This is a genomic window from Bradyrhizobium sp. USDA 4506, assembly GCF_054058795.1.
Window position 1 is genome coordinate 6,129,878 of record NZ_JBSSBM010000002.1, and the last position, 25,813, is coordinate 6,155,690.

The window sequence follows — 25,813 nt, forward strand, 5'->3', positions numbered from 1 at the left end:
CGCGCGTCGCAATCGTCATGCTTGCGGCAATCTCCCCGGTTCGTAGCCTGCTGCTCGCCATCTTTATGCTCATGGCGGGAAGCGGGTTTATGGCGACGCTCCTGAGTTTGCGGCTCGAGCGGGCGGGACAGGGCACGATCGTGATCGGCGCGGTGGCGACCGCCTATTTTGCCGGGCTGGTCGTCGGAGCCCTGCGCTCGGGGCGTATCGTCCGGCGCGTGGGACATATCCGCGCCTTTGCGGCGTTCGTTGCGCTTCTCTCCGCGAGCACGCTCGGCTACGCGCAAATCATCCATCCTCTGCTCTGGTCGGGACTGCGGCTGATCGACGGCTTCTGCGTCGCCGGCGTCTTCGTCTGTCTCGAGAGCTGGCTAAACGAACGCGCTGACGCGGCCTCGCGCGGCAGCATTCTAGCGGCCTACATGGTTGCACTATATTGCGGACAGGCGGTGGGACAGTTGCTGCTAGGAGCCAGCGGTGATTTGCCTGCTGTTCCGTTTCAACTAGCCTCAATGCTAATCTCGCTCGCGATCATTCCACTTTGTCTCACACGCAACTCGGCGCCGCCGCCTGCCGAAGCCGCGGCGTTCGGAACCCGAACACTCTTTGCCGCATCTCCCCTCGGTGCTGTCGGAGTAATGACGACCGGCTTGATGTTAGGGGCATTTTACGGATTGGCCGCAGTGCAGGTTCGACGCCTAGGGTTCGATTTATCGCAGACAGCCCACTTCATGATGATCGTGATTCTTGGCGGCGTGATCCTGCAATGGCCGCTCGGACGCATTTCCGACCGCTATGATCGTCGCCAGGTCATCGTGCTCAGTTTCACGGCAACCCTGTGTATCAGCTTGGTCATCTCCTTTCTCTCGTCGGTCGGCCCGTGGCTGCTGATTCTCGGAACAATGTTTGGTGGCCTCAGCTTTGCGCTCTATCCACTCTGCGTGGCCCATTGCAACGACCGTCTGCACGCCGCACAACGTATCGCCGCAAGTGGACGGCTGGTGCTGCTGTATTCCGTCGGCGCCGCGCTCGGGCCGATCGGTGGAGCGATATTCATGACAGGCTGGAGCAGCGGCGGGCTTTTCCTTTTCATCGCCCTTTGCGCCGGCGGCGCGGCCGCGTTCGGCATGTGGCGGCAGACGGCAACCCCACCTGTTCCTGCACCCGAGCAGCAGGACTTTCAGATTCTTCCACGCACGACGCCGATTGCATCGCTGCTTGACCCCAATACGCCCGACGCAGCGGTGATCGGAGAACAGCAATCGTGAATGCCCCCGTTTCCGCACCTGATCCAACTGCTGATCGCGCCACGTTGCGCCGTGCGATTGCCGCCTCTGCCGTCGGCAATGCGACGGAATGGTTCGACTACGGCATTTATGCGTATGGCGTGACGTACATTTCCGCGGCACTGTTTCCCGGCGACGTCGGGGAAGCGGTGCTTTTTGCGTTGGCCACGTTCGCGATCTCCTTCCTCATACGGCCGCTAGGCGGGATATTCTGGGGATCGCTGGGAGACCGGGTGGGCCGAAAATCCGTGTTGGCGCTAACGATACTGCTGATGTCGGGCGCGACGCTGTGCGTCGGGCTTATTCCCCCCTACAACAGCGTCGGCTTCTGGGCGCCACTGTCGCTCGTTCTTCTCCGCATCGTACAGGGCTTTTCGACCGGTGGCGAATACGGCGGCGCCGCGACGTTCATGGCCGAGTACGCTCCCGATGACCGACGCGGCTTTTATGGGAGTTTCCTGGAGTTCGGAACGCTGGCCGGCTTCTCGCTGGGCGCATTCCTGATGTTATCCTTCTCGCTCTTTCTGGGTGATCAGGCGATGCACGACTGGGGATGGCGCGTTCCGTTTCTGGTCGCCGCGCCAATGGGCCTCGTCGGCGCGTATCTGCGCGCGAGAATGGAAGATACGCCGGTCTTCCGTGCCCACGAAACCGCAAGCCAGGCACGATCCTCACCAGGCCTGATCGCCCTTCTGGCACGTCACCGGCGTCCTATGCTCGTCGTCGGCGGCCTGGTGGTTGCGCTCAATGTCGTCAATTATACGCTGCTCAGCTACATGCCAACCTATCTTCAGAGCCGCATCGGCCTGTCGCCGGATGAGGCGCTTGCGGTGCCGCTCCTCGGCATGCTGTTCATGATGCTGTTCCTGCCATTTGCTGGCCGGCTCTCGGACCGAATCGGGCGCCGTCCGATGTGGAGCTTCTCCCTGATCGGGTTGTTTCTGCTGGTGGCCCCTCTCTACATGCTCATGGGCACGGGCCTCGTCGGCGCCTGTGTCGGCTTCATTCTGCTCGGGCTGCTCTACGTACCGCAACTCGCGACCATTTCGGCGACTTTCCCGGCCATGTTTCCCACCCATGTGCGCTTCGCCGGCTTCGCCGGCGCTTACAACATTTCGACATCCATTTTTGGCGGCACGGCGCCGGCAATCAACAGCGGCCTTATCTCTGTTACCGGGAACGAGCTGATGCCGGCCTATTACATGATGGCTACATGCGTTGTTGGGCTGATCGCGCTGCGCTTCATGCCGGAGACAGCTGGACGGACTCTTTATGAAGATCCTTTCGCGCGATAGGCCTAGCTAGCACGCCAAGCTTCCGAGGCCGAGGAACGGCTGGAGCGCCTTTATGCGGCCATTGAGACCGGCGCTATCGATGGTACCGATGGATCCGGATCCCTCAAGAACCGGATCGCCGCGTTGATGGCAAGCCGGGGTAGGGCCGTTGTGGCTCGCTATCGATCGGTTCACCCGCCCGATGCGTCAGCAACTCGTGTCGGGCGACGTCGCTGCTCGGAAGGCCTATCTCGCAAGCGTGGTCGACGCGATCATCGCGTCGGAGGACCGTCGGCTCAAATGACAACATCCGGTCCGTTTTCGGCCGAAAGGGTCAACCCAAACCTGGTTTCATAAATCTGTTCAGGAGTGGTGCCCAGGGGCGGGATCGAACCACCGACACTGCGATTTTCAGTCGCATGCTCTACCAACTGAGCTACCTGGGCATACCCGCGGGGCCGAAAGGCCGGAGCGAGCGGGCGGTTTATAGAGAGGTCGGAGCGCCGTGTCCACCCGCCTTCGCCAAAGGCTTCGGCGCGGCGAGCCCGACCGGCACTCTTTCCCCAACTTGTTGGGAAATCTTGGCTATTCCGGGTCCTCAGCGTCGTCCTCGCGGCCCGGGACGACATAGCGGCCGGTCAGCCAGCGGTTGAGGTCGACGTCGCGGCAGCGCGCCGAGCAGAACGGGCGGAAGGCCTGCTCGACGGGCTTGCCGCAGATCGGGCAGGCGCGCGGGGTGGCAGAGGGTATGGCCTTGGGCGTTCGGGCTTGGTCGGTCATGGCTGGGCCGGAGTTTACATCATCTGCCGCATGTTCCGCTGCGCTCCCCCTCTGCTTGCGGGTAGGGCAATCGCATATGCGTCTTCGCCGGCCGCGCAGGTGCTTGGCCTCGTGGCTCGAGACGGCGACCTCGCCCGCAAGCGCAGGGCGATAGCCTCGGAGCGAGGGGCGTCTCCGCGATTTCTGGATAATGGAAGAATGCCGCTGATTTGCCCGACGAGTCAAGTTGTCGTGTCGAACGTGTCAGTAGCTCGTGATCTGTCGCCTGTTTGTAGCTCGTGAAGTGTCGTGTTTTCGGTGCTCCGGAACAAGGGGGGCACGATGGGCACGGCATCCATTCACGAGGGTGTACGACGGATGCGGTTTTCAGATTTGCTGGATCGGACGGAGGCGAAGGAACTGACGCAGGAGGCAGCTTCGGAGGTTCTTGGGATCAGTGTTCGGACGTTTCAACGCTGGGCGGAGCGCTATGAGGCGGAGGGCGACGACGGGCTTGTCGACCGCCGGCTGGGGCGTCGTTCGCCACGGCGGGCGCCGGAGGAGGAGCTGGAACGGATGCTTGCGCTGTACCGGGACAAGTACGCGGACTTCACGGTGAAGCACTTCCACGAGCAGATGCAAAAGCGGCATGATTATGTGCTGGGCTATACGGTGACGAAGCTGGCGCTGCACGCGGCAGGGCTGGTGCGGAAGGCTCCGAAGCGTTCGGCGCACCGCAAGAAGCGGCCGCGGCGGCCGCTTCGGGGCATGCTGCTGCACCAGGACGGATCGCGCCACGTTTGGATCGAAGGCCTGCCCGCGAGGGACCTGATCGTCACGATGGACGATGCGACGAGCGAGATCTACTCGATGGTGCTGGTCGAGGAAGAAGGAACGGCCTCGACCTTCCAGGCCTTGCGCGAAGTGATTGGCGAGCATGGCCTGTTCTGCGCGCTCTACACCGACCGCGGCAGCCATTATTTCCTGACCCCAAAAGCTGGCGAGAAGGTCTCGAAGACGCAACAAACCCAGGTGGGACGGGCTTTGTCGCATCTTGGGATCGAGCATATCGCAGCCTATTCGCCGCAGGCGCGCGGGCGCTCCGAGCGGGTATTCGGCACCTTGCAGGATCGGCTGCCGAAGGAGCTGCGGCTTGCCGGGATCACGACGGTTGAGGCTGCCAACGCGTGGCTGAAGGCGCATTACATCCCCGGGCACAACGCCGCGTTTGCGATCAAGCCCGAACAGGAAGGCTCGGCATTCGTGGCCGACCGGCATGAGGCCTGGCGCGAGGCGCTGTGCGTGATCGAGGAGCGAACCGTCGCCAACGACAATACCGTTGCATGGAACGGTCGGCGGCTGCAGTTGCCGGAGAGCCGGCTAAGACCTCACTTCGTCAAGGCCTTGGTGCGGCTACATGAGTATCCCGATGGCACCGTCAGCGTGTTCCTTGGACCGCATCGATTGGCGAGGTTTGCGCCTGACGGACAGCAGATCAGCCCCGACGCGCTTCAGCCTGGCGGCGTGCTCGGAGCCGTCAAGGACAAGCCCTGGCGGGCGCGCAAGCGCGCGTCCTTGACCGCTCCTGCGCGCGCCGCCGTCGAGAAAGCGCGGGGCGGGACGGAGAAACGGGCTTCAAGTCGAACAAAGAAACTCACCCACAGGGCTAAAACCGCCACAACAGCCGTGGCATGATCAATCAGGGAAAGCCGTCCCCGCCTTCCGGCTCCCCTGCAAATCAGAAACGAAGGCGACAGATCACGAGCTACAAAAACACGACATCTTCACCCGCTACGGACACCGTCAATCGAGCGCTGTTGGAAGCCCGCTCCTTTGCATGGGGTTGTTTTCGATATTTTGGCAGCGCCCCCCTGCGGCAAGCTATCGCGTCCGGCTATCGGCCTCGTTCCATAGCCCGGCCATGACGATGTGGAGCAGTTGGGGTGGAGGGTCTCACCGCGAGTCGTTCAGGAGGAAAGAGCCCACCCGTATCGCATCTTCGATGCGATACGACCTCAGTGGATATCTCACACCGCGACGGAGTTGAGCCAGCCGTGGCGGATCGGAAAGCCCTCGCCGCCGAGCAAGGTCACCGTCTCGTAGAGCGGCAGGCCGACCACATTGGTGTAGGAGCCGACCATCTTGACCACGAACGATCCGGCAATGCCCTGCACCGCGTAGCCGCCGGCCTTGCCGCGCCATTCGCCGGAGCCGATATAGGCTTGGATGTCGTCCTCGCTGAGCCGTTTGAAGCGTACGCGCGTTTCGACGAGGCGCTGACGGAATGCCTCGCGCGGCGTCACCACGCAGATCGCGGTGTAGACGCGGTGATTGCGGCCCGACAGCAGCCGCAGGCACTGCGCGGCCTCGTCGACCAGATTGGCCTTGGGCAGGATGCGGCGGCCGACCGCGACCACGGTGTCGGCGGCAATGATGAAGGATCCGCGCAGGTCGTCGTCAAGATGCACCGATTTCAGCGCCGCGTCGGCCTTGGCACGCGCCAGGCGGTTGGCGCAGGCGCGCGGCAACTCGCCCCGCCGCGGGGTCTCGTCGACATCGGCCGGGCGCAGCGCATCGGGCTCGATGCCGGCCTGGTTGAGCAGGGCCAGCCGTCGCGGCGAACCGGAAGCAAGAACGAATTTGGGACGGCCTAGCATGCGGGCTTTTGGGCTGAATCGGGGGGACAGACGCGGGCGGAACCTATCGGATGGGGCATGGATGCACAACCTTGGAACCGGCCGCGAATCGCGCCCCGCCTGGAGACCAGGCCCCATAAGCACAGCTGTTTGTCAGTCTGGCGACAGGCGGCGGTTCTGCGAATCGGAACAAGCTGGTCCCCTCGCCTCGCCGAGCCTCACAGGTTTGCCGCGCCGGCCTTGGCAAAGCGGCGGCGGATGCGCAGCAACAGGCCGTCGCAGACTTCGCGGTAGGCGGCGAGCTTCTGCTCGCGGTTGCCGCTGGTGCCGGTCGGATCCTGCGTCGGCCAGTATTCGACATCGGCGGCGAGCGTGCGGGTGAGATCCAGCGCCCTGTGGTGCGCCTCCGGCGACAGCGTGATGATGAGATCGAAGTTCAGCCCCTCCCAGTCCTCGAGCTCCTCGAAGGTTTGCGGCTTGTGGCTGGAAATGTCCTGGCCGAGTTCGGCCATCACCGAGACGGCGAACGGGTCGAGCTCACCCTTCTTGACGCCGGCCGAGCGGACATAGAGGCCTTGCGGAAACATCTGCTGCAGCAGGCTTTCGGCCATCGGCGACCGCACGCTGTTCAGGCCGCATGCGAACAGCACGGCCTGGGGGTTGCGCGCGCGCGGCGCTTCCATGCGATCAGGCTTTTTTCGATCGGGGTACGCCCCCGTCAATCACCGCTTCACCGATCATGCGCCACTTCGATTGGCGCATAATCTGATCCGAAAACCGGTATCCACTTCTCGGGATCATGCGCCTTCACCCTTCCAGTGCAGCACAGTGATCAGCGTGAACAGCCGCCGCGCGGTCTCGAAATCGACGCGCACCTTGCCCTTGAGCCGCTCCTGCAGCGTGCGCGAGCCCTCGTCATGGATGCCGCGGCGGCCCATGTCGATCGCCTCGATCTTGTCCGGCGTCGCGGTCCGGATCGCCTGATAGTAGCTGTCGCAAATCATGAAGTAGTCCTTCACGACGCGGCGGAACGGGGTCAGCGACAACAGATGTGCGACCACCGGCGCGCCGTCCTCCTTGCGGATATCGAACATCAGCCGGTTGCCGGTGATCGCGATATGCAGGGTGTAAGGCCCCGGCCCGGCGGCGCCCTCGGGCGCGAACAGGTTCTGCTCGATCAAATCGTAGATCGCGATCGCCCGCTCATGCTCGATATCGGGCCCGGAACGGCCGATCGATTCCTCGTCGAGCGTCACCGCGACGATGCGATTGTTGGAATCCTCGTCGTCTAGTGGCTTGTTCATGAGAGGTTGAGGCGCAATCCGACGGAACGTGAATGGGCATCGAGACCCTCGGCCTGGCCGAGCGTCATCGCGGCGGGCCCGAGCGCACGCAGCTGATCCGGCCCGCACCGCAGGATCGAGGTTCGCTTCATGAAGTCAAGCACCCCGAGGCCCGAGGAGAACCGCGCCGAGCGCGCGGTCGGCAGCACATGGTTGGAGCCGCCGACATAGTCGCCGATCGCCTCCGGGGTATGGGCCCCGAGGAAGATCGCCCCGGCGTTGCGGACCTTGTTCGACAGGCCCTCGGCATCCGCGGTCATGATCTCGAGATGCTCGGCCGCGATCGCATTGGCGAGCTCGACGGCGTCGTCGAGTTTTGCCACCTTGATCACGGCACCGAAGTCGTTCCACGAGGTGCGGGCGATCTCGGCGCGCGGCAGCGTCGCAAGCTGCGCCTCGACTGCGCGCTCGACGTCGGCGGCAAGCCGTGCACTGTCGGTGATCAGGATCGACTGCGCGCTGACGTCATGCTCGGCCTGCGCCAGGAGATCGGCCGCGATCCAGTCGGCATTACCGGTGTCGTCGGCGATGACCAGCACCTCGGAGGGGCCGGCGATCATGTCGATGCCGACCTTGCCGAACACCAGCCGCTTTGCCGCGGCGACATAGGCGTTGCCGGGGCCGACGATCTTGGCGACCGGCGCGATCGTCGCGGTGCCGTAGGCCAGCGCGGCCACCGCCTGGGCGCCGCCGACCCGGTAGATTTCCGACACGCCGCCGAGATGGGCGGCGGCGAGCACCAGCGGGTTGAGCTTGCCGTCCGGCGCCGGAACCACCATCACCACCCGCGGCACGCCGGCGACCTTGGCCGGCACCGCGTTCATCAGCACCGAGGACGGATAGGCCGCGGTGCCGCCGGGCACATAGAGCCCGACCGCATCGACCGCGCTCCAGCGCCAGCCGAGCTCGACGCCGGCGGCATCGGTGAAGCGCTCGTCCTTCGGCAACTGGCGGCGGTGGAAGGTCTCGATCCGGTCGCGCGCGAACCTCAGGGCCTCGACGGTCTTGGGGTCGCAGGCCGCAACCGCGGCGTCGATCTCGGCTGCGGTAATGCGCAGGCCGGCCGCCTCGATATCGAGGCGGTCGAACTTTTTGGTCGCCTCGAGCAGCGCCGCGTCGCCGCGGGCCGCCACGTCGTCGACGATCGTGCGGGTGGCGCGCTCGACGTCGGCCGACACCTCGCGCTTGGCCGCCAGGAAATCGCGGAATCGCTGCTCGAAATCGGCGCTCTGTCGGTCCAGGCGAACGGGCATGACGGCTTTCTTAGGAGGAATTCGGGTCCCTGCTCAATGGCGCGACGGATAATGGCCGTCAACCCTTGGGGGATGTCATTCCGGGATGGTCCCAAGGACCAGACCCGGAATCTCGAGATTCCGGGTTCGGTCCGGAGCCTGTCATCGGGCCGCGCTTTGCGCTGACCCGTTGGGACCGCCCCGGAATGACGTGCCCAATCACCCCGGCGCCACGCCGAGATCGTCGATGCCCAGATCGGTCAATTCGCACTCCAGGCACTCGACATCCAGCCGCAGCGCCCCGCCATGGCCGAACATCAGGAGCGCGCTGCCGCCCGGCGGGTCGGAGGCATAGAACTCGATCCCGAGCAGTTCCAGGGTGGCTTCCGGGGCCTCCAGGTCGATATTGCGCGACTTGCATGCCAGCACCCGGTCGAACCTGAGCGCGGCGATCAGCCGGCGCGAGCAGGTGCCGCCCGACAGGGTCTGCTCCCAGTCCAGCCGGTTCAGGCCGACCACGAGCCGCTTCTCGTCCTGGCGCCAGACGATGTCGGAGGGCTGGACGTGGGCGTCCTGCACATGGGTCGAGATGACCGCGAGGTCATCGGCATCGAGGGCAATCAGCTTCAGCGGCGCGGGTGGGGACATGACGGTGGTTATAACGCCTCGCGGCCCGGGAGGTACCAAGAGACCTAGCGAAATCGCCGATCGAGGGAACCGGCCACCGCGCTTCAGAGGCGATTGATGTCCTCGCTCTCCAGCACCGGCCTGGGGTAGCCGTCGCGGGCGACCTTCAGCATGGCGCGGCCCAGTTGTTCCGACGTCGTCATGTAGCTCGGGGCGACCCGCACCAGAAAGGAAAGCAGCGGCGAGGTCGCGAGATAGATCGCCTGCACCCAGCCGGTCTTGGAGCGGACGCCATGCAGCGGCTGGATCCCGGCGGGCCGGAACATGTAGGCGGCCTTGAACGGCAGCTTGAGCAAATCGTTCTCGGTCTTGCCCTTCACCCGGGCCCACATCAACGGGCCGCGCTCGGTGGAATCGGTGCTGCGCCCCGTGACATAGGTGAACACTATGCCGGGATTGAGCCGCGCCAGCACCGTCGCCGCGGCCAGCGTGATGTCGTAGGTGAGATGGCGGTAGCGTGCCTCGTCCATGCCGATCGAGGAGACGCCGAGGCAGAAGAAGCAGGCGTCGTAGCCGGCAAGCTGCGGCTCGATCGCGCTGTAATCGACGAAATTGTCGTGGATCAACTCGACAAGCTTGGCGTCGCGCTGCCCGGTCGGGCTGCGCCCAACCGCGAGCACGCGCTCGACACCGGGATCGAGCAGGCATTCGCGCAGCACGCCCTGCCCGACCATGCCGGTCGCGCCGAACAGGATGACCTTCATCTCGATTGCCCCGCTGTCGCCCGATCCGTTCAGGCGGCGGTTGCGACCTGGTCAAACGATACACCGGTCAGCGCCGCCGAGATATCCCATAGCCGCTGCGCTACCGCGGTGTCCCTGGCGTGCGGCATGAAGCGCGCCGGCGCAGGTGGGCCCTTCAACTCGTAAAACCCGTTGGGGCCGTAGTAGCCGCCCGGCTGGGCCGCGGCTGACGTCGCCGCAAACAGCGTCGGCAATGCGCCCGCCGCCGCGGAGTGGCTCATGATCGGCTGCAAATATCGACCGAACCGCCACGACAGGCTGTCGGTGCCGGGACCGTTCGGGATCAGCTCGGTGCGCGCGTAGCCGGGATGCGCGGCATTGCTCATCAGTCCCCAGCCGTTGATCGCACTGCGACGCTGCAATTCGAGCGCGAACATCAGCATCGCAAGCTTCGACTGGCAGTAGGCGCGCCACGGCGCGTAGGAACGGCGGGCCTGCAGATCGTCGAAATTGATGACGCCGGAGCGATGCGCAAGGCTGGAAAGATTGACGACGCGGGTCTGGTGGCCGCGGCGGAGCTGCGGCAACAGCAGCGCGGTCAACGCATAGTGGCCGAGATAGTTGGTGCCGAACTGCATCTCGAACTCGTCAGCGGTGACCTGCCGCTTCGGCAGCGACATCACCGCGGCATTGTTGATCAGGAGATCGAGCGCGGTATGCGTGGCGGCGAAGCGCCCGGCGAAATCGGCGACCGATGCGAGGTTCGCGAGGTCGAGCGTTTCATAGGTCACCGCGGCATCGGGAAGCTGCGCGCGGATCCGCGCCAGCGCGTCCTGCCCCTTGGCGCCGTTGCGGCCGGTGAGCACGACATTGGCGCCGACGCGCGCCAGTTCCAGCGCGGTCTCGTAGCCGAGTCCGCCGGTAGCGCCCGTGATCACGGCGGTCCTGCCGCCCTGCCGCGGAATGTCTGCAGTGCTCCAGCCGGTCATGCTTATATCTCCTTGCAACACGATTCGGGTTTCTCGTCGGGTTCCTGCGGGTCCAGCCGCATCCGACGAAATGTGCACTAAGTGCATTTTTGCAAGGGGTGAAAAATTGCAACGTCCGGCGCCCGCGCGAAAACCGGCCAGGAAATCGATCAAAAGACCGGTCAAGTCGGTGCAATCCAAAGCGAATCCGGCGCCGCCGGCGGCGGGCCTGCGCGCACGCAAGCGGCAGGAGACCCGGGAACGGCTGACCAAGGCGGCGATGATGCTGTTTCTCGAGCGCGGCTTCGAGGCGACCACGCTCGACGACATCGTCGCCGCCGCCGACGTCTCGCGCCGCACCTTCTTTCACTATTTCGCCTCGAAGGAAGACGTGGTGCTGGCCTGGCAGGAGGACGGTACCGCGGCACTGATCGCAGCCGTTGCGGCGCGCCCGGCCACTGAATCCATGCTGCAGGCCGCCGAGAACGCCATCGCCGACATGGTCAAGCAGATCGACCCGCGCGAGGCGGTCGCGCTGGCGCGGCTGAAGCGCGACAATCCAGCGCTGCAGGCGCGCGATCAGGCCAAATATGAAGGGCTTGAGCGCGAACTCGCCAACGCGTTGCTCAAGCGCGCCAACCACAAGAATGACCGGATGAAAGCCCGGCTGGTCGCGATGATCACGACCGGCGCGATGCGCGTCGGCAGCGAGCTCTGGGCCGACGATGGCGCCCGCGAGAAGCCGGACCTGGTCGCCAAGCGCCTGTTCGCAGCGATCCGCGCGATTTTCGAGTGAGCCAGCCGATCACGGCGCTTCCGAAACATCGTCTCCGTAAGGCGAGCACATGCTTCGGACTCCTCCCCCTTGTGGTAGGGCAATCGCATATGGCCGTTTGAGGCGATCGGAGTTCCCACAAACTCGTCATGCCCGGGCTTGTCCCGGGCATCCACGTCTTCATTTCCACGCGAAGAGAAGACGTGGATGGCCGGGACAAGTGTTTAGCCCGGACAGATCACTGACGGGTGTTCGGAGACATAGCTGACACATCAACATTGGCTGGATTGGTCCGATTCGGGAGGCCGTCCATGCCTTGGAGTGAGGTGTCAGTGATGGATCAGCGCCATGAGTTTGTGCGGCTTGCTTTGCAAGAGGGGGCCAACCGGCGCGAGCTCTGCCGTCGGTTCAACATCAGCCCTGACGTCGGCTACAAGTGGCTGCGGCGCTGGCAGGCCGGCGATCGGGAGCTGGCCGACCGTTCCCGGTGCCCGCATGCGATGCCCAAGCGCAGCGAGGCCGCGGTCGAGGCAGGGGTCCTGGCTGTGCGCGACAAGCATCCGGCTTGGGGAGCACGCAAGATCGCCCACTGCCTGAAGCGGAGCGGGCAGACGGTGCCTGTGCCGTCGACGGTGCACCGGATCCTGTGCCGGAACGGGCGGGTCAAACCGAGCGAGAATGCACCGCCAAATCCAGGGCATCGCTTCGAGAAGGAGGCTCCCAATCTGCTGTGGCAGATGGACTTCAAGGGCCACCTGCCGCTCGCCAACGGGACGCGGTGTCATCCGCTGACGGTCGTCGACGATCACTCGCGCTATGTGCTGTGCCTGAAGGCCTGCGCCGACGAGCAGCGTCTCACCGTGCAGGACCACCTGACGACGACGTTCCGCTGCTACGGCCTGCCGGAGGCGTTCTACACCGACAACGGCTCACCCTGGGGCGATACGTCCGGCATTCGCTGGACCGGACTGAAGGTGTGGCTGCTCAAGCTGGGCGTCAGGGTCGTGCATGCCAGGCCTTGCCACCCGCAGGCCCGCGGCAAGAACGAACGCTTCCATCGCACCCTGAAGGCCGAGGTCTTTGCAATGCGCCGCTTCCGCACCCTCCCGGAAGTCCAGCGTGCCTTCGATGCCTGGCGGCCGGTCTACAATCTGCAGCGTCCCCACCAGGGCCTCGATATGCACGTTCCCGCCGATCGCTTCCGACCGAGTATCCGTGCCATGCCGGCCCGCGTCCCGAACGTCGAATACGACAGCGGCGAGATCGTGCGCAGGGTCTCATCGACGAGACCCTACATCTCCTTCAAGGGACGCTTCTGGAAGGTTCCACAGGCCTTCGCGCGCGAACAGCTTGCCATCCGGCCGCTGGATCGCGACGGTCACTACGGAATCTTCTTCGCCAGCTGGCAGGTCGCATCGATCGACTTGACCAATGGCCAACCTGTCAGTGATGTGTCCGAACAGGTGTCAGCCATGTCTCCGGACTAAACAACAAGCCCGGCCATGACGGCGCGGAAGAATCGGTTCATTCCATATGCGATTGCCCTGCCCCTTGTGGGGAGAGGAGTAAGCCACCGGGCGAGGTGGATTGAGGCTGCGCAATGTTGAGACGCGCGGCGCAGAGCGCAGCCGCTCTCACCTTCAGCCCTTGATGAACGCCAGCAGGTCGGCGTTGATCGTCGCGGCCTCCGTCGTCGGCATGCCGTGCGGAAAACCTTTATAGGTCTTCAGCGTGCCGTTCTTCAGAAGCTTGGCCGAGAGCGGCGCGGAGTCGGCGTAGGGCACGATCTGGTCGTCGTCGCCATGCATCACCAGCACCGGCACGTTGATCTTCTTCAGATCCTCGGTGAAGTCGGTCTGCGAGAACGCGACGATGCCGTCGTAATGCGCCTTGGCGCCGCCCATCATGCCCTGCCGCCACCAGTTCTGGATCACGGCTTCCGACGGTTTTGCGCCGGGCCGGTTGTAGCCATAGAACGGCCCGGCCGGCAGGTCGCGGTAGAATTGCGAGCGGTTGGCGGCGAGCTGGGCCTGCAGTCCGTCGAACACCGACTTCGGCAAGCCGCCGGGATTGTTCGCCGTCTGCACCATCAACGGCGGCACCGCGCTCAGGATCGCCGCCTTCGCCACCCGGCTCTCGCCGTGGCGGGCGATGTAGTGCACCACCTCGCCGCCGCCGGTGGAATGGCCGACATGGACGGCGTTCTTCAGATCGAGATGCGCGGTGACGGAAGCGAGGTCGTCGGCATAGTGATCCATGTCATGACCGTCGGCGACCTGGGCGGAGCGGCCGTGGCCGCGGCGGTCATGGGCGACGACGCGAAAGCCGTGCCCCACGAAGAACAGCATCTGCGCGTCCCAGTCGTCCGACGACAGCGGCCAGCCATGGCTGAACACGATCGGCTGGCCCGAGCCCCAATCCTTGTAGAAGATCTCGACGCCGTCTTTGGTGGTGATGGTGGGCATTTGAATTGCTCCTCTTGTTGCCAATGCGTCATTCCGGGGCACGCGAAGCGTGAACCCGGAATCTAGAGATTAGATTGCGAGATTCCGGGTTCGACGCTGCGCGTCGCCCCGGAATGACGAGGTGTTGTCAGATCAGGCGAACGTGACCGGCCTGAACCGGCGCCAGGCACCGATGGTCACCAGGACGAAGAACACCAGCACGATGCCCTGCACCACGGCAAAGACCGGCCCGGATGGCGGGTTCGGCGGCACGGCTGGCGCCAGCGCCTGCAACGCCGGCACCTTGAGGAAGCTCTGGATGACCAGCACGAAGACGTTGAGATAGAGCGAGACCATCGCGGTCACGATATAGATCGGACGCCAGACACCCTTGAGCTGCATCGCATAGAGCGCAATGCAGGCGATCGCGAGCAGCACCAGCGAAAGCCCGCCGATGATGTGCGACGGCAACAGCTTCTCGGTCACCAAAGGCGGGATCACGAAGCCGGTGGCGCTGGTCAGGATCGTGAGCGCGAGGAAGGTCGCGGTCAGCCCCGGCATCGCGCGCGAGCCGAGCAGCCCGAACATCACGAGCACGCCGGCGACGATTGCAATGAGGCTTATAATGACGTGCACAAGCACCAATGTCGTCATGTGGCGCACTCCCCGTTGAGACCCGCGTGCGAGGTTACGATGCGTGACGGAAAATTGCTACATGCTTCGATGGCAGGACGGCCGACATCCCATCAAAAATTGCCGGCGCCGGCGACTGCTGAAAATTTTCGCACGCATGTCACACGATGCGGCACGTGCGCCGTGTAAGAAGCTGAATCAATAATAGCGCGGGATCGGTCCGTTATGCGGTGTCTTGCGCTTCGACAGGTCGAACAGCACCTCGTCGACATAGCACCAGCCCCAGCCTTCCGGCGGATCGTAGCCCTCGATCACGGGATGGCCGGTGGCGTGGAAATGCGCCGTCGCATGCCGGTTCGGCGAATCGTCGCAGCAGCCGACATGGCCGCAAGTGCGGCAGATGCGCAAATGCAGCCAGCGGCTGCCGCTCTTCAGGCATTCCTCGCAGCCGAGCGCGCTCGGCGTGACATCCTGGATGTCGGCGATATGGGTGCAGCCTTTTGTCATTCTGGCTTCCTTACTTGTGCGTCTCTTTTAACCCGTTATCCCCGCGCAAAGCTTCGCCTTTGTCGCTGGAGGTGCGAGCGGAGCGAGCCTCGAAGGATGCACGGCCCGCACTGTGGCCGATTCATCCTTCGAGACGCCGCTTCGCGGCTCCTCAGGATGACGGGGGAAAAGCTACAGCGTCGGACTGCCCGCGTCAGCGAGATAGCCGTGCAGCGCGGCGACGACCTGCGCGCCCTCGCCGATCGCGCCGCCGACGCGCTTGACCGATCCGGAGCGGACGTCGCCGACCGCGAACACGCCGGGCACCGTGGTCTCGAGCAGCGGCACGGCGCGCGCGCCTTCGCCGGTCTGCACGCCGGTCATCACGAAGCCGCCGCGGTCGACCTGCACGCCGCAGCCCTCGAGCCAGCCGGTCGCGGGATCGGCGCCGACAAACAAAAAGAGATTACGGATATCCATGGTGAACTCGTCGGGCGCGAGCCGGCTGCGCCAGCGCACCCGCTGCAGCGTCTCCGCGCCGTCGAGCCCGATCACCTCGGTGTTGAACATCAATTCGATGTTCGGCGTCGCCTCGATGCGCTCGATCAAATAGCGCGACATGCTGGCTCCGAGCCCGCCGCCGCGGATCATCATGTTGACCTTGCGGGCATGCGCCGACAGGAACACCGCCGCCTGTCCCGCGGAGTTGCCGCCGCCGACCAGCACGACGTCCTGGTTGGCGCAGAGCCGCGCCTCGATCGGCGAGGCCCAGTACCAGACGCCGCGGCCTTCAAACGCATCGAGATTGTCGATCTCGGGCCGGCGATAGCGCGCCCCGCTGGCGACCACCACGGATTTCGCGCGCAGCGTATGCCCGCAGGCGGTGTCGAGCACGAATGCGCCGGACGCTTTCGTGCAGTCGAGCGATTTGATCGAGACCGGGATCAGCATCTCGGCGCCGAATTTCTGCGCCTGGTTGAAGGCGCGCCCGGCCAGCGCCTGGCCGGAGATGCCGGTCGGAAAGCCCAGATAGTTTTCGATGCGCATGCTGGCGCCGGCCTGGCCGCCGAAGGCGCGGGAATCGAACACCGCAACCGACAGGCCTTCCGACGCCGCATAGACCGCGGTGGCAAGCCCGGCCGGGCCGCTGCCGACCACGGCAACATCGTAGAGTTTTTCATGCGCGCTGTTGCCGATCATGCCGAGCGCCATCGCAAGCGCGGTCTCGGACGGATTGCGCAGCACCGTGCCGTTGGGACAGACCACCAGCGGCAGCTCGGCGCGCGTCGGCGAATAGCGCGCGACGAGGTCGGCGGCATCCTTGTCGGTCGCGGGGTCGAGGAGGTGGTGCGGCTGGCCGTTGCGCGCCAAAAAATTCTGCAGCGACGCCATGTTGCCGACCGAGGCGGGGCCGATCAGCACCGGCCCGCCGGCGCCGCCCTGGATCAGGCTGACGCGGCGCAGGATCAGCGCGCGCATGATGCGCTCGCCGAGATCGGCCTCCGCAACCAAGAGCGCGCGCAGCCGGTCGGGCGGCAGCAGCAGCGTCTCGACCACCCCATCGGCATGGCCGTCGACCAGCGCCGGGCGGCCGGAGAGCTGGCCGATCTCGGCGAGAAACTGGCCCGGTCCCTGGTCGATGATCGGCGCGACATGGCCGAGGCCGTCGCGCTGGGTGATCGAGACATTGCCCGACAGCACCACGAACATGCCCGGCCCGGGCTTGCCGGTCTCGAACAGCGCCTCGCCGTCCTGGTATGCGCGCGGCTCGCCGAAGCGGCGCATCCGCTCGATCTCGTGCGCGGTCAGGGTCGGAAAGGTCTGCTCATGGCGCGGGAAGGCGTAGGCGGTTGCGCTCAGCCGATCGATCGTCGTCTCATCTACAGCCATCTCGGCGACCCGCTTCCTTATGACAGCACGAACCGGGTTAACGGCGCGGCTCGTTTCCGCCGGCGTCATCTAGCGAGCCATCGGCTGGTTCGGAAGCCACATCCTCGCGACCGCGCGCCTGCGATTTCCGCCGCTTCAGGTTTTCGCGCAGCGCGAGCTTGAGACGATCCTGTCGTGAATCCTTCACGCCGGCTCCGGCCTGCCCGCCGCCTCTGTCCTGATCGCCTGTCATTGCAAAACTCTCGAACCGCCGCCGCCCTGCGCGCGAGGCGAGCATAGCCAATGGCGGGTGCCCGCGCACCCTGCCCGGTCGGCCAGTTGCGGCGATATGATTCGGCGGCAAGCGCGGATCGGGATAGTTTCGGCGCGATCGGGAACCCAATCCGGCCGAAATCGGCCAGATTGGCCGGAATCAACGGCGAGGCGGTCGATTTCTGCCGATTTCAAGGGCGACAAGGGCGCTGTTTCGCTTGCGCCAAAGGGAGGCCTGTGGCAAGAACCGCCCGCTTGGACGGGCCCTCGGGGCCGATTCAATTTTTCCCGGGCATGCTGCCGTAGCTCAGTGGTAGAGCACTCCATTGGTAATGGAGAGGTCGACAGTTCAATCCTGTCTGGCAGCACCAGGAAGCATTCCCCCTTTCAGACTGCCCGTGGCGCAGCCCCAGCGCAAAGAACTGGACTCGCGAGCCACGGCTTAGCATGCCGTCCGGTGGCCAGCATCGGTCGAGACCGGCGTGGTCTCTCCAAACCAAAAATCGAAAAACAACCCCATGCAAAGTAGCGCCGGCACCCTATCGGGGTAATGCCGGGAAAATCGGGTCCGCGAAATTGCCGCAGGAATCCCAGTTCCCGAATTGGCCGAAACCGTACCGGCCGATGCGATGCTGCACTGGCGGGAGTTGGTAGGAATCGACCTGCGCCGAAGTATTTCGATCAACCAAGTTGCTTTGGGCCTGGCTGGCCGCGCTTTTTGGTAGCGAGAAGCGTCTTAGTTGAGTGCACTGTCACCGTAATTCCGACGCTCAACGGAATTCGCTACCGCGCCGCTCAAACGACTCATGGTAGATAGAAATTCGGAGCGACGCTATTTCCGACCAACAGTTTGAGATGCACAATGAGTTTTTCGGATCGCCTCGGCATTACGCAGCCGAGATCAATATTGCAGGTCGAGTCGATGGACAAAGACCTACGCAACGGCCTCTGGCAAGCCTGCATTGAGTGGTATCTGCGAAAGTTTGATCGGCACTACAGTGACGATCATGTTTTTCAGACCTACGTATTCACGATCTACGTCGATTTCCTAAAGGTGCCGGCGGACACCATTCCCTATGGGCATGAGGCACCGATTGAAGAGCTGCGGAGTATATTCTTCGGGGCGCCTTGGTATCAAGTCTACAACTTCATCGAGTTTCTCATTGAAAATTATAAGTCCAAGGATTTCGTTAAGCGCGTTACATTTTTTCTAGAGCGTGAAAAGTCCGGCTACCGGGTGGTCGATAATCGCCTTGTACCCATCACCGATCCGAACGAAACAGCTGCCGTCGCAGAAGCTGCTGTGGCATCGAATAAATATTCAGGCGCAAGGGAACACATTCGGGCCGCCATCGAGCTATTCTCGCGCAAACCACAACCTGATTACCGCAACTCAGTCAAAGAATCTATCAGCGCGGTCGAGTCCGTCGCGCGTGTTATCACAGGCAATCCCAAGGCGACGCTAGGGGATGCACTCAAATCAATAAACGAGAAGATGCCTATTCATTCCGCGTTGCGCGACGCAATGAGCAAGCTCTACGGTTACACTAGCGATGAAGGTGGAATCCGCCATTCCTTGTTGGAGGCAAAGGACCTCGATGAGGCAGAAGCAAAATTCATGATCGTTGCATGCAGCGCATTCGTGAATTTCTGTATCCAACGCTCCACTTAGGGCCACTCCACACAATGCAGCCAGGCTGCCTGACTTAAAACAACCTCCTTGGGAGCGCCTTTAGTGCCTTAACTACCGCTTCGCCTCCAATGATTGTGCCCGCAATTGCAAGTGCAATAGTTGAGTCGGCGTTCATTAGGTGAAGCAGACCTGCCGATCCCAAGAAGAGGCCACCAGCGGATGCATTATCGCAGATATTATCGTGCCGCTTCGACCACCAGCTTTGCAACCCCTGCTTGAAGGTCACAACCGACTTTACAACCTCCGTCTCTTTCCCCTTGCCTTTAACGTACTCAATAACCGCTATTCGGATGTTCTCCAACTCAACGCGCATGGCATCATATTCAGCAATTTGCGCGTCTCGCGTTGCGACGGCCTCAAGGGAGTTGGGACGATCATCGCGCAAAACTACGAGCTTCCCTTCGATTTGAAGCATTAGCGCGGCAATAGCTACTTGGATCGCCTTTGTGTTTGCTTCTACTGCCTTCCCAATCTTTGTGCGCGATTTAATTGCCTTCTTGCGTGGCGTCGCGACAAGCGCGCGCAACTCTCGCAGATCAAAGGTTCGAAAGTGTCTATCGTTATCAGGGTTACGTCGGTTTACAGCATCGGCGTACTCATATCCAACCAACCAATAGTCATCGAACATCTGGCGCGGATACGTCACCTCGCGCACCCACTTCCGAAAACGCCTGCGATGTTCTTCGATCTTCCCTTTGTCAATCGTAGGAGTGCACTCAATTCCGTACCGTCGTTCCTGCCCAAGATCGATCCGCGAAACGATTAAGTCAGCCGAAAACGCTGTTCGACCCTTCGCCGGTAGTTGCAAAACTTCCCATCCCGCTTCTGTAAAAATAGCGGTGACATCAAGCATGAGCTTTGCTTGTTCACGACGCTCGTCGCCGTCAGCTATCTTGAGGGCTTGATTAATGGCGTTCAGAGCTTCTTCTACCGGCTCTTTCAACTTCCTACTGACCAAGGTTCATTCCCCTCCATCGGATGGGATGGCGACAACGGGCCCCAAATCCATCCGGGGCACAGATATCAACGAAACACGCAATGGCAGTGCTCACCATTCTCAAAATCCAAGGATGGCGGCGCGCGCTCTAAGATTTGCTTAACCGAATCAGCGTGGAATAGCCGCCAAATATAACAATGATTTCAGATCATTAAGTCAACTCATGAGCGCTCCCCTATTCGGGGCAAGATCCGTGCAGATGTAGTGCTCAAGTCCAAAATAATCGTGACGAGACATACACCTAGCAACGGTAGAGCACTCCATTGGTAATGGAGAGGTCGACAGTTCAATCCTGTCTGGCAGCACCAGGATCTTCGCAAACGATGGCAGTCGCAGGCACGCGGTGCGCCCGCGTGCGCTGGAATCAACGCGCCAGCAGCACACCCATCCCGCCGATCGTCAGCACGACGTAGAAGGCGAACACACTGCCGACCCATTTCCAATCGATCTGATCGTGTTCGGGGCTGAGGCTTTCGATGATGCCGTGCATGATGGTTTCCTTTAGAACTCGCCTGCGTGGCGTATAACCCGCGCCTCGAGCACGTCATGTGACTCACTTCACATTTTGCCATCGCGGAGCGGACCAAGCGTGACCGGCCCAGAACTGAAGAAACTGCGCGAACATCTCGGCGAGGCGCTGGGCCGCGAGCTGACGGCGGCTGACATGGCAAAGCTGTGCGGGCTATCGGCCGCCGGCGGCGCCGAGAAGCTGCGCAGATGGGAAGTCAGCGGCCCGACCCCGAAGGTCGCCGCCGTGCTGCGCGTGCTGGCGATGGCGAGCGAGCACTATCCGATCCTGGAGAAGTTCGACGTGTTCGACCGCCACGACGTTCCGGTCAGGGATCGCGCCGCGCGCCGCGAGGCATTCCGCGAGCAGATGCGCGACGACGTGCGCAAGCGACTGGCTAGATCGTGATGCGATTCCACAGAATCGCATCACGATCCAATCTCTTTGTTTGAGCATGATCTCCGCGCAAACGCGTTCCGCGTTTGTCGCGAGGGAAAACCGGTTTGCACTTTTCCGGATCATGCTCTAGCCGACGGCTTGGTTAACAGGAAACGCGCGCCACGCGCACCGCGTTAAGCCTTGCTTCATTTCGGCTTAAGCGTTCGTTAGGCACAACAAAACGTTTCGCCGCAAAGGCTGCGACTTAACGCTCCGCGCAGCGTTCCGGTGACTGCATTTTATTCAAATGCGGTCTAACCCATCGCCGTGGATGGCGCCATTCACGCTGCGCCTCATGACTTGTCCGGAGACTGCCCCCATGAAGAAGTTCCTGCTCGCAACCGCCGCCGTCGCGGCGGCCGTCGCTGCCTTTGGCGCGACCGCCAACGCCGCCGATTTCAACCGTGGCTACTATCAGAAGGCGCCCGCGCCTGTTTACGCCGCTCCGCTCTACAACTGGACCGGCTTCTATCTCGGCGGCCATCTCGGCGGCGTTTTCTCCCAGAACAACAATTTCAACGGCCTCGCGCTGTCCGACTCCGACGCCCGCTTCATGGGCGGCGTGCAGGCCGGTTACGACTGGCAGCTGTCGCCGATGTGGGTGATCGGCCTCGAAGGCCAGTATTCCTGGGTCGGCGGCCATCAGCTCAACGCGATCTTCCCGGGCGGCTACGTCTACAACAACAACCAGCGCGGCATCGGCTCGATCACCGGCCGCGTCGGCTACACCTGGGGTCCGGGCCTGATCTATGTGAAGGGCGGTTATGCCTATTCCGACAACAACGAAACGGTGACGCTCGGCGGCGCGCCGGTCGGCTTCACGCTCAGCGACAACCACAACAACGGCTGGACCATCGGCGGCGGCGCCGAATACATGTTCGCGCCGAACTGGTCGGCCAAGGTCGAGTACCAGTACTACGACTTCGGCGACAGCCGCTTCACCGCGCCGGGCGCGCTGGTGCCGGTCGGCAGCTTCCACAATGACGAGCACACGGTGAAGGCGGGCCTCAACTACCGCTTCAATCTCGGCAACCTCGGCGGCCCTGCTTACGGCCGCTACTGAGAGCACGCCCACAACCAACAGTGGAAAAGGCCGGCGCAAGCCGGCCTTTTTGCATCCGATCGCGTGCATCGATTCCGCACGGCGAACCGAGACGTCGCCACTGCGCGGCAGCCCTGAAAAATCCCGCAGATCGTCGCAATTTTCCCGATTTTGTTAACCGGCCGCACCGATACTCCCGCGCCGGGGAAACATCCAAGAGTAGTGGCCAAGGATAGTGGCCAAGCGTAGTGGGCCAGGGGGCACAGGGGCAATGGCGTTTCGGTTCAAGCTCGGCAAACCAAATCTCAAGCGTATCCATCTGCCGCAGATGGGCGTCAGGGGCAGCCTGTTCGCGGCATTCGCTGTGATCGCAGGCATGGCGCTGGTGATCAGCGCAGGCGCCGGCATCGTGCTGCATCAGCTCGGCGGCACCATGACCGATCTCTCCGGCCGCGACATTCCGCGGCTTGCCGCGAGCCTGCAACTTGCCGCGCAAAGCGCTTCGCTTGCGGCGCAAGGTCCCGGCCTGCTCGCCGTGCAGAGCGACGACGCGCTGAACGATCGCACCAAGAAGGTGCAGGACGTCGCACGGCTCACCAACGCCAAGCTTGGCGAGATCATCGAGCTCGGCGCCGACAAATCCGTGGTCAGCGCATTGCAGGAGAACGTCAAGAACACCGACGAGGCCACCAAGAGCCTGATCTCGGCGGCGCGCGAGCGGCTCGAGGTCGGCGCGCTGCGCGACAAGCAGTACAACGCGCTGCGCAAGGCGCAGGCGGCGTTCGTCTCCGCCGCAAGTCCCGCGATGCTCGACGCGCAGACCCGGCTCAACGCCATCCTCGCCGCGGCCGAGGTGTCCGCAGACGACGCCACTGAAGCGGCCCGCACCGTCGGCCAGATCAGCAACGTGCTCGCCGCCGGCAATCTGATGGCCGCCGACATGACCGCGGCGCTGTCGGCCAATTCCAGCGAAACGCTCGATGCGATCGAGGCCGAGTTCAAGGCCGCGCGTGAACGCGTCAAGTCCAACCTCGAGGACCTGCCGAACAATCTCGCGATCGTCGCGGTGCGCGACACCGCCTCGAGGCTGCTCGTGCTCGGCGAAGGCAAGACCGGCGTGTTCAAGATTCGCCAGAAGGAGCTCGACGCGATCGACTACGGCCAGACCATCCTGGAAGAGACGCGCAAGCTCAATGTCGGGCTCGGCATCAGCGTCCAGCAGCTGGTCGACGCGGTGCAGAAGGAGACCGACAGTTCGACCTTCCAGGCGCGGCAGCAGATCTCGCTTGCCACCATGGTGATGATCGGCCTCGGCGCCCTGACGCTGGTCGGCTCGTTCCTGTTCGTCTGGCTCTATGTCGGACGCAACATCCTGCGCCGCATCCGCGGCCTGCAGCGCTCGATGCAGCTGCTGTCCGACGGCGACCTCGACACCGAGATCCCGCAGAGCCGCCAGCGCGACGAGATCGCCGTCATGGCCGACGCGCTGCAGGTGTTCCGCGAGAGCATGGTCGAGAGCCGCGAGCTCACCGAAAACCAGAACAAGGACCGCAGCGCCAAGGCGGAGCGCGCCTCGCGCATGGAAGCGCAGATCGTCACGTTCGAATCCAACGTCCGCAGCGCGCTCGACAGCCTGCAGACCGCGGCAAACTCGATGCAGTCGACCGCGCAGAGCATGTCGGCGACCGCGGACCAGTCGAGCGCGCTGGTCAACGCCGTCGCGTCGGCCGCCGAGGAAACCTCGGTCAACGTGCAGACGGTGTCGGCCGGCACCGAGGAGCTGTCGTCCTCGATCCAGGAGATCGGCCGCCAGGTCGTCACCTCGGCGGAGATCGCCCGCAAGGCGGTGGAGGAAGCCAGCGCCACCGACAGCACGATGCAGGGGCTCGCCGACAATGCCGCACGCATCAGCGTCGTGGTCGACCTGATCCAGACCATCGCCTCGCAAACCAATCTGCTCGCGCTCAACGCCACCATCGAGGCGGCGCGCGCCGGCGAGGCCGGCCGCGGCTTTGCCGTGGTCGCCTCCGAGGTGAAGAACCTCGCGAGCCAGACCGCGAAGGCGACCGAGGAAATCCGCCAGCAGATCGTCAGCATGCAGGAGGTGACGACGACGGCGGTCTCCGCCATCCGCAACATCTCGAGCACGATCGGCGAGATCAACGACGTCACCACCGCGATCGCCGCCGCGGTCGAGCAGCAGGGCGCGGCGACCCGCGAGATCGCCCGCAACATCCAGCACGCGGCGGGCGGCACCAGCGAGGTGTCGAGCAACATCGTCGGCGTCTCGACCGCCTCGGCCGAGGCGGGCACCGCCGCCGGCGAGGTGCTGAGCGCCTCCGACGCACTGCGCCGCGAGGCCGACGTGCTGCGCTCGGAGATCGACGGCTTCCTGTCGAACATCCGCGCGGCCTGAGGTGCCATCGTCATTCCGGGGCGGTCCGCAGGACCGAACCCGGAATCTCGAGATTCCGGGTTCGCCTCTTCGAGGCGCCCCGGAATGACGGAAGTTTGTTCGCGCGCCCGTTCATATCATACGGGTTACGGAATTCTCGGACTACCCGTCCCATTCTCCGGACGACTATCTGATTTTTCGGCTGGCGCGGCGGCCCGTGTGCCGCTAAGCCGGTAGCATGCATACGAAGACCGACCCCGTGCACTCCTCGGCGGAGGCACTGCGATACCCCTGGGAGAATCATCCCGGCCACGACCAGGTCGTGGAGGTGGCTCCCGGCGTGCTGTGGGCGCGGCTGAAGCTGCCGTTCCGCCTCAACCATGTGAACATCTATCTGCTCGCCGATGGCGACGGCTGGACCATGGTGGATGCCGGCTTCGGCAACGAGGAATCGATCGCGGCCTGGACCACGCTGTTCGAGGGGCCGCTGAAGCACGTCAAGGTCACCCGCCTGATCGTGACGCATTCGCATCCCGACCATGTCGGTCTCGCCGGCTGGATCACCGAGCGCTTCGGCTGTCCGCTGTTCATGTCGCAGGTGGAATATCTGCAGTCGGTCTATCACCAGAACCGCGGCACCGAGGAGCGACGCAACGCGCAGCGGCTGTTCTTCCGCCGCCACGGCATGGACGAGGACCTCACCGAGAAGCTGCTCGGCCGTGGCCAGGACTATCTGAAGCGCGTGTCGGTGCTGCCGCCGTCCTATCATCGCCTCACCCATGGCGATGAGGTCGTGATCGGCACGCGGCGCTTCAAGGTGATCACCGGCGGCGGCCACGCGCTCGACCAGGTGATGCTGTATTGCGCGGCCGACAAGCTGTTCCTGTCCGCCGACCAGGTGCTGAGCAAGATCTCGCCCAATGTCAGCGTCTGGGCGGTCGAGCCCGAGCAGAATTCGCTCGGCGAATATCTGGCGTCGCTGGCAATCCTGACCACCACCCTGCCCTACGACGTGATGGTGCTGCCGGGCCACGGCGTGCCGTTCTACGGGCTGAAGACCCGGATCAAGCAGCTCGCCGATCACCATGAGGAGCGCTGCCGGCTGATCGCCGAAGCCTGCCGCGAGGTGCCGCAGACCTCCAAGGAGCTGGTGCCCGTGGTGTTCCACAAGCACGTGCTGGACGAGCACCAGATGGGCTTCGCCGCCGGCGAGCTGGTCGCCCATGTCAACTACATGCTGGTCGAGGGCCGCCTGACGGCCGAGATGCACGCCGACGGCATGCTGCGCTTCAGGACCACCTGAACCCGGCCGGGCGGCAAGCGGCGCCCGGCGATTTGACCGAAATCGAGCCGAACGGCCCCGGCTAGGGCAATTTGCCCAACTGCGACGCA

At 63.7% G+C, this 25,813-nt stretch carries 24 protein-coding genes and 2 tRNA genes; 11 read left to right on the forward strand and 15 right to left on the reverse strand.

Annotated elements, in window-relative coordinates; translation table 11 throughout:
* Positions 1-17 precede the first annotated feature (17 nt).
* On the forward strand, positions 18-1,268 hold the full coding sequence (locus tag ACVIHF_RS31120) for an MFS transporter (RefSeq protein WP_310882928.1): 1,251 nt from the start codon (positions 18-20) through the stop codon (positions 1,266-1,268).
* On the forward strand, positions 1,265-2,581 hold the full coding sequence (locus ACVIHF_RS31125; protein ID WP_199805256.1) for an MFS transporter: 1,317 nt from the start codon (positions 1,265-1,267) through the stop codon (positions 2,579-2,581). Before ACVIHF_RS31120 ends, ACVIHF_RS31125 begins: the two co-directional genes overlap by 4 nt.
* A gap of 349 nt (positions 2,582-2,930) precedes the next feature.
* Here ACVIHF_RS31125 and ACVIHF_RS31130 read toward each other — a convergent pair.
* A tRNA-Phe gene (locus ACVIHF_RS31130) sits at positions 2,931-3,006 on the reverse strand.
* A 139-nt stretch (positions 3,007-3,145) separates the two neighbouring features.
* Positions 3,146-3,340, reverse strand: coding sequence for a DNA gyrase inhibitor YacG (gene yacG, locus ACVIHF_RS31135; protein WP_057018155.1), 195 nt, complete (start codon positions 3,338-3,340; stop codon positions 3,146-3,148).
* Between the two features lie 357 nt (positions 3,341-3,697).
* On the opposite strand from yacG, the gene ACVIHF_RS31140 reads away from it, so the two are divergent.
* On the forward strand, positions 3,698-5,014 hold the full coding sequence (locus ACVIHF_RS31140; protein WP_456793041.1) for an ISNCY family transposase: 1,317 nt from the start codon (positions 3,698-3,700) through the stop codon (positions 5,012-5,014).
* A gap of 332 nt (positions 5,015-5,346) precedes the next feature.
* Here the strand turns inward: ACVIHF_RS31140 and ACVIHF_RS31145 are convergent, their stop codons facing one another.
* The 7 genes from ACVIHF_RS31145 to ACVIHF_RS31175 form a co-directional block, all read right to left on the reverse strand.
* The gene (locus tag ACVIHF_RS31145; RefSeq protein ID WP_018269043.1) at positions 5,347-5,976 is read right to left on the reverse strand and encodes a Maf-like protein; all 630 of its coding nucleotides are present in this window, start codon (positions 5,974-5,976) and stop codon (positions 5,347-5,349) included.
* A 197-nt stretch (positions 5,977-6,173) separates the two neighbouring features.
* Positions 6,174-6,638, reverse strand: a complete 465-nt coding sequence (locus ACVIHF_RS31150) for an arsenate-mycothiol transferase ArsC (protein WP_141342973.1) — start codon at positions 6,636-6,638, stop codon at positions 6,174-6,176.
* A gap of 114 nt (positions 6,639-6,752) precedes the next feature.
* Positions 6,753-7,259: a UPF0262 family protein gene (locus tag ACVIHF_RS31155; protein WP_456793042.1), complete on the reverse strand. Its 507-nt coding sequence runs from the start codon at positions 7,257-7,259 to the stop codon at positions 6,753-6,755.
* The gene (gene hisD, locus ACVIHF_RS31160; protein WP_310883228.1) at positions 7,256-8,551 is read right to left on the reverse strand and encodes a histidinol dehydrogenase; all 1,296 of its coding nucleotides are present in this window, start codon (positions 8,549-8,551) and stop codon (positions 7,256-7,258) included. The genes ACVIHF_RS31155 and hisD overlap by 4 nt, the downstream gene beginning before the upstream one ends.
* Before the next feature lie 198 nt (positions 8,552-8,749).
* Entirely contained in the window at positions 8,750-9,178 is a 429-nt protein-coding gene (locus ACVIHF_RS31165; RefSeq protein WP_225648340.1) for a DUF2948 family protein, read from the reverse strand.
* An 83-nt stretch (positions 9,179-9,261) separates the two neighbouring features.
* The gene (locus tag ACVIHF_RS31170; protein ID WP_310883229.1) at positions 9,262-9,921 is read right to left on the reverse strand and encodes a Rossmann-fold NAD(P)-binding domain-containing protein; all 660 of its coding nucleotides are present in this window, start codon (positions 9,919-9,921) and stop codon (positions 9,262-9,264) included.
* 29 nt (positions 9,922-9,950) lie between these two features.
* Positions 9,951-10,889, reverse strand: coding sequence for an SDR family oxidoreductase (locus ACVIHF_RS31175; protein ID WP_456793043.1), 939 nt, complete (start codon positions 10,887-10,889; stop codon positions 9,951-9,953).
* A gap of 169 nt (positions 10,890-11,058) precedes the next feature.
* On the opposite strand from ACVIHF_RS31175, the gene ACVIHF_RS31180 reads away from it, so the two are divergent.
* Positions 11,059-11,664: a TetR family transcriptional regulator gene (locus tag ACVIHF_RS31180; protein ID WP_456778710.1), complete on the forward strand. Its 606-nt coding sequence runs from the start codon at positions 11,059-11,061 to the stop codon at positions 11,662-11,664.
* A gap of 290 nt (positions 11,665-11,954) precedes the next feature.
* Entirely contained in the window at positions 11,955-13,130 is a 1,176-nt protein-coding gene (locus ACVIHF_RS31185; RefSeq protein ID WP_310883542.1) for an IS481 family transposase, read from the forward strand.
* A 153-nt stretch (positions 13,131-13,283) separates the two neighbouring features.
* Here ACVIHF_RS31185 and ACVIHF_RS31190 read toward each other — a convergent pair whose 3' ends face one another.
* The 4 genes from ACVIHF_RS31190 to ACVIHF_RS31205 form a co-directional block, all read right to left on the reverse strand.
* A complete protein-coding gene (locus ACVIHF_RS31190) occupies positions 13,284-14,108 on the reverse strand; it encodes an alpha/beta fold hydrolase (RefSeq protein WP_456793044.1) in 825 nt (274 codons plus the stop codon).
* A 132-nt stretch (positions 14,109-14,240) separates the two neighbouring features.
* On the reverse strand, positions 14,241-14,741 hold the full coding sequence (locus ACVIHF_RS31195; RefSeq protein WP_076830922.1) for a hypothetical protein: 501 nt from the start codon (positions 14,739-14,741) through the stop codon (positions 14,241-14,243).
* A 177-nt stretch (positions 14,742-14,918) separates the two neighbouring features.
* A complete protein-coding gene (locus tag ACVIHF_RS31200) occupies positions 14,919-15,227 on the reverse strand; it encodes a UBP-type zinc finger domain-containing protein (RefSeq protein ID WP_456793045.1) in 309 nt (102 codons plus the stop codon).
* A 171-nt stretch (positions 15,228-15,398) separates the two neighbouring features.
* Positions 15,399-17,096, reverse strand: coding sequence for an FAD-dependent oxidoreductase (locus tag ACVIHF_RS31205; protein WP_456793046.1), 1,698 nt, complete (start codon positions 17,094-17,096; stop codon positions 15,399-15,401).
* A gap of 548 nt (positions 17,097-17,644) precedes the next feature.
* Between ACVIHF_RS31205 and ACVIHF_RS31210 the strand changes: the two genes are divergently transcribed.
* Together ACVIHF_RS31210 and ACVIHF_RS31215 are read left to right on the forward strand one after the other, a co-directional pair.
* Positions 17,645-17,719, forward strand: a tRNA-Thr gene (locus ACVIHF_RS31210).
* 491 nt (positions 17,720-18,210) lie between these two features.
* Positions 18,211-19,020, forward strand: coding sequence for an AbiJ-NTD4 domain-containing protein (locus tag ACVIHF_RS31215; protein ID WP_456793047.1), 810 nt, complete (start codon positions 18,211-18,213; stop codon positions 19,018-19,020).
* A gap of 34 nt (positions 19,021-19,054) precedes the next feature.
* Here ACVIHF_RS31215 and ACVIHF_RS31220 read toward each other — a convergent pair whose 3' ends face one another.
* Positions 19,055-19,999 (reverse strand): hypothetical protein, encoded by a 945-nt coding sequence (locus ACVIHF_RS31220; protein WP_456793048.1) that lies wholly within the window; start codon positions 19,997-19,999, stop codon positions 19,055-19,057.
* 403 nt (positions 20,000-20,402) lie between these two features.
* Entirely contained in the window at positions 20,403-20,528 is a 126-nt protein-coding gene (locus ACVIHF_RS31225) for a hypothetical protein (RefSeq protein WP_256527829.1), read from the reverse strand.
* A 99-nt stretch (positions 20,529-20,627) separates the two neighbouring features.
* Here ACVIHF_RS31225 and ACVIHF_RS31230 point away from each other — a divergent pair, with 99 nt between their 5' ends.
* From ACVIHF_RS31230 to ACVIHF_RS31245, 4 genes are all read left to right on the forward strand, one after another.
* Complete coding sequence (locus tag ACVIHF_RS31230) at positions 20,628-20,954, forward strand: hypothetical protein (protein ID WP_456793049.1); 327 nt, start codon at positions 20,628-20,630, stop codon at positions 20,952-20,954.
* A gap of 349 nt (positions 20,955-21,303) precedes the next feature.
* Positions 21,304-22,047 carry an outer membrane protein gene (locus ACVIHF_RS31235; protein ID WP_456793050.1) on the forward strand — a complete coding sequence of 248 codons (744 nt, stop codon included), beginning with the start codon at positions 21,304-21,306 and terminating at the stop codon, positions 22,045-22,047.
* 250 nt (positions 22,048-22,297) lie between these two features.
* Positions 22,298-24,442 (forward strand): methyl-accepting chemotaxis protein, encoded by a 2,145-nt coding sequence (locus ACVIHF_RS31240; protein ID WP_456793051.1) that lies wholly within the window; start codon positions 22,298-22,300, stop codon positions 24,440-24,442.
* Positions 24,443-24,659: 217 nt separating this feature from the next.
* On the forward strand, positions 24,660-25,724 hold the full coding sequence (locus tag ACVIHF_RS31245) for an MBL fold metallo-hydrolase (RefSeq protein ID WP_456793052.1): 1,065 nt from the start codon (positions 24,660-24,662) through the stop codon (positions 25,722-25,724).
* Positions 25,725-25,813 lie beyond the last annotated feature (89 nt).